The organism is Streptomyces sp. KLMMK (assembly GCF_036961605.1).
GTDB classification, from domain to species: Bacteria; Actinomycetota; Actinomycetes; order Streptomycetales; family Streptomycetaceae; genus Streptomyces; species Streptomyces telluris.
In genome coordinates, this window is the sequence record NZ_JBAMDC010000506.1 from 1 (window position 1) to 4022 (window position 4022).

2 protein-coding genes are annotated in these 4022 nt (G+C 77.3%); both read right to left on the reverse strand.

All coding sequences use genetic code 11. The annotated features are described in order from the left end of the window. Nucleotides 1–681, reverse strand: a 681-nt coding sequence (locus V7793_RS34525) for a condensation domain-containing protein (RefSeq protein WP_336013648.1), incomplete at its 3' end; no start/stop codon positions are given. Then, nucleotides 678–4022, reverse strand: a 3345-nt coding sequence (locus V7793_RS34530) for an amino acid adenylation domain-containing protein (RefSeq protein ID WP_336013649.1), incomplete at its 5' end; no start/stop codon positions are given. The genes V7793_RS34525 and V7793_RS34530, both read right to left, overlap by 4 nt.

A 4022-nucleotide genomic window follows, 5' to 3' on the forward strand; every position in this document is an offset into this window, starting at 1 on the left:
CGCCAGGCCCGCGTCGAGCGCCTCCGACCCGGCCCGTTCCCGCCGGGCGAAGTCGGCGTACCGCGGCGCGGGGTGCTCCGGTTCCCCGTCGCGACCCTCCAGCTCCGCGCGGTAGCGCTCGCCGAGCTCGTGGGCGATCACCTCCAGGGAGCCGCCGTCGACGGCTATGTGATGGAACGTCAGCAGGACGGTGTGCTCGTCCGGAGCGTGCCGGACGTGCAGGGCCCGCAGCACCGGGCCGGCCGCCAGGTCGAACCGGCGGGCCGCCTCCGCGTCGAGGAGCCTCTGCGCGGCCTCCCCCGAGGCGTCCACGCTCCGCACCGGCACCTGCCGCGCCGCCGTCACTTCCTGGTACGGCTCGCCACCGTCCTGCCCGTAGCGGGTGCGCAGCACCTCGTGACGGCGCACCAGCCCCGTCAGGGCCCGGCCGAAGGCGTCCGCGTCGAACGGGCCGTGCACCCGGGTCGCGAACGGCACGTTGTAGACGGCGCCGCCCTGGCCGAGGCGCTCCATGAGCCACATCCGGTGCTGGGCGTGGGACAGCGGCGCGCGGCCGTCCCCGGCGTCGTCCGCCGGTGCGGGCGCCGGGCGCTCCTGCCGTGCACGGGCGTCGGCGCTGCGGCGCCGGGCCAGTCGCAGCAGCGCCTCCTGCCGGGAGGTCTCCGAAGCCGTGCCGCTCACCGGGCCGCCCCGTTCTCCTCGGTCTCCGGCTCCGCGCCGTACATCTCCACCAGTGCCTCCTCGATGAGTGCGGCCTGCCCGGCCACGGTGGGCGCCGAGAAGAACGCGGCGAGCGTCAGCTCCACGCCCAGGTCCTCGCGCAGGTCGTCGACGACGCCCAGCGCGAGCAGCGAATGCCCGCCCAGGGCGAGGAAGTCGGCGTCCGGGGTGCCGACCTCGCACTCCAGCGCACGGCCCCAGGCATCGGCCACCGCCTGCTGCACGGGCGTCAGCTCATGCCGTACGGACGCGGGCCCCTGCTCCCCGGCGGCCGGCGAAAGACCGGATAGCGGCCGCCCGGCGAGGGCCCGGCGGTCCACCTTGCCGTTGCTTGTCAGCGGCAGCGCGCCGACCACGGACCACGCGTTGGGCACCAGGTGCGCGGGCAGCCGCCCGGCCAGGTGGTCGCGCAGCGCCGCGACGGCGGGCTGCCCATCGCCGTCCGGCACGACGAACGCCACGAGCCGGGCGTCGTCGGCGCCGGGGCGCACGACGGTGACGGCGGCGTCCGCCACGCGCGGGTGGTCCCGCAGGGCGTGCTCGATCTCGCCGGGCTCGATCCGGAAGCCCCGGACCTTGACCTGGTCGTCGACACGGCCGTGGAAGTCCAGCGTGCCGTCGGGCCGGGCCGACACGATGTCGCCGGTGCGGTAGATCCGCCCCGCCGAGGGATGCTCCACGAAGCGCTCCGCGGTCAGCGCGGGCTGCCCGAGGTAGCCCGCGGCCAGGCGCGTCCCGCCGACCCACAGCTCGCCGCGGGTGCCCGCGGGCACCGCGCCGCCGCGCTCGTCCAGGACGTGCACCGTCGCACCGGCCAGCGGGCGGCCGATCGGCGGCGGGGCGTCGCAGTCGGCGTCCCGCACGCGGTGGGCGGTGGCGAAGCTGGTCGTCTCGGTCGGCCCGTAGCCGTTGACCAGCTCCAGCCAGGGGTGCGCCCGCAGGACCGAGCGCGCGTGCCGCGCCGACAGCGCCTCGCCGCCCACGATCACCGAACGCAGCACGGCGAAGACCGGCGAGCGGCGCGCGGCCAGGTGATGGAAGAGCGCGGTGGTCAGGAACGCCACGGTGACGCCCAGCCGCTCCACGTCCCGCACCAAGGTCTTCAGCGACTGCCGGCCCGCGGTGGAGACGGCCACGGCGGCGCCGTTGGCCAGGGCCACCCACGTCTCGAACGGCGAGCCGTCGAAGGTCAGCGCTGCGTGGAGGAGGACCCGGTCCCGCCGGTCCACCGTCAGGTAGTCCGGGTCGGCGGTCAGTTCCGCCACGCCACGGTGGGTGATCGCGACGCCCTTGGGGCGGCCCGTCGAGCCCGAGGTGTACATCACGTACGCGGTCGCGCCCGGGTCGTACGCGGGCGGCTCCGGCAGGTCGTCCTCGGAGTGCTCCGCGGCGCAGCTCCCGGCGAGCCCGCCCGCGGTCAGGACCAGCGCCCGGACGGCCGGTACGCCGGCCGCTTCGAGCAGGTCCTTCTCGCCGACGACCAGGGAGACGCCGGCGTCGGCGAGCATCGCCTCGGTACGGGGGCGCGGGTACGCCGCGTCCAGCGGTACGTAGTGGCCGCCCGCCCACCAGACCGCGAGCTCCGCCACGACGACGCCCACCGAGTGCGGCAGCAGCAGGCCCACCGCGGTGCCCTGCCCGACGCCGCGGGCCCGCAGGGCGCCGGCCAGCCGCCGGGCGGCCGCGGTCAGTTCCCCGTAGGTGAGGGTGAGTTCGCCGTCGGTCACGGCGAGGGAGGCCGGATCCGCGGCGGCGTGCGCGAGCACGCGCCCCAGCACGCCGCCGGGGGCGACGGGAAGGGCCTCGCCCGGCGAGGGGCTCGTGAGCCCGCCCGGAGCGTCCGTGCTGTGGCTGTGGCCGGGTACGGCGCCCGGCTCCGCGGGAGCGGCACTTCCCTGCTCAGGGGCCGTCATGGGCGTCTTCTCCCGGCGGGAGTCCACCAGTGCCGCCAGGCTGCGCAGGTCGGGCTGGCGCAGCAGCTGGGGTGCCCGCAGCCGGACGCCGAACCGTTCCTCCAGGCCGGTGAGCAGCCGGGCCGCCGTGAGCGAATCGCCACCGGACTCCAGGAAGTTGTCGCCCGGGCCGGTCTCCGGGCGGTTGAGGACGCCGCGGCACAGCTCGACGACGATCCGCTCCGTTTCCGTACCGGTGACGGCGCCTCCCGCCGCGGCCGGTGCCGCCGCAGGGGCCGCTGCCGCGGGAGCCGTTCCGGCCAGCAGCGCCGCCCGGTCCACCTTGCCGTTGGCGTCGAGCGGGAACGCCTCCACGCAGCGCAGCGCCGACGGCACCGCCTGCTCGGGCAGGCGGTCGCGGGCCGCCTCCAGCAGCTCCGCCGCCGGCGGGGCCCCGGCACCGGGTGCGAGCCGGACGAACGCGATCAGCCGGACGTCGCCCGCGGGGGAGGGCTCGGCCGCGACGACGGCCCGCAGGATGCGCGGGTCGTCCTCGAACGCGGCCTCGGTCTCGGCCGGTTCGATCCGTGCGCCGCGGACCTTGACCTGGTCGTCCAGGCGGCCGAGGAACTCCAGCACGCCGTCGGGCCGCATCCGCACCCGGTCGCCGGTGCGGTAGACGCGGTCGGTTCCGGTCACCTCCGGCGGCGGGGCGACGAAGCGGCGCGCGGTCAGGGCCTCGTCCAGGTAGCCGGTCGCGAGGCCCGCGCCGCCGATCCGCAGCTCGCCCGCCTCGCCGCGCGGCACGACGTGCCCGGCGGGGTCCGTGACGCACACGACGGTGCCGTCGAGGGGCGTGCCGATCGGCGGCGGGGTGCCGGGGCAGTCCCCGTCCGCCTCCAGGGCGTGCGCGGTCGCCACGACCGTGGCCTCGGCCGGGCCGTAGGCGTTGTCCACGCGCGCGGTGACGTCCGGTCCGGGCCGGCGGCGCAGCCGGTCGCCGCCGATGCTGAGGTGGCGCAGCGCGGGCAGGTCCGGCCAGGGGCGTTCGAGGACGATCTCCGCCAGGGGGGTGGGCAGGATGGCCACGGTCACGCCCGCCCGCCGCCACCAGGTGGTGAGGGCGTCCGGGTCCCAGCGGACGTCGTCCGGGGGGACGGCGAGCGCCGCGCCGGAGGTCAGGGCGGCCCACAGCTCCAGGACGTGCGGGTCGAAGGAGACACCGATCAGCAGGCTGTGCCGGTCGCCCGGGCGGGCGCCGGTGCGGGCGGCGTACCAGCGCAGACGGGCGGCGAGCGCGGCGGAGGTCACCGCCACGGCCTTGGGCGTTCCGGTCGACCCCGAGGTGAGCACCGCGTAGAAGGTGCCGCCGGGAACGGCGGGCCGGTCGGCATCGGCGTCGGGGCGGGC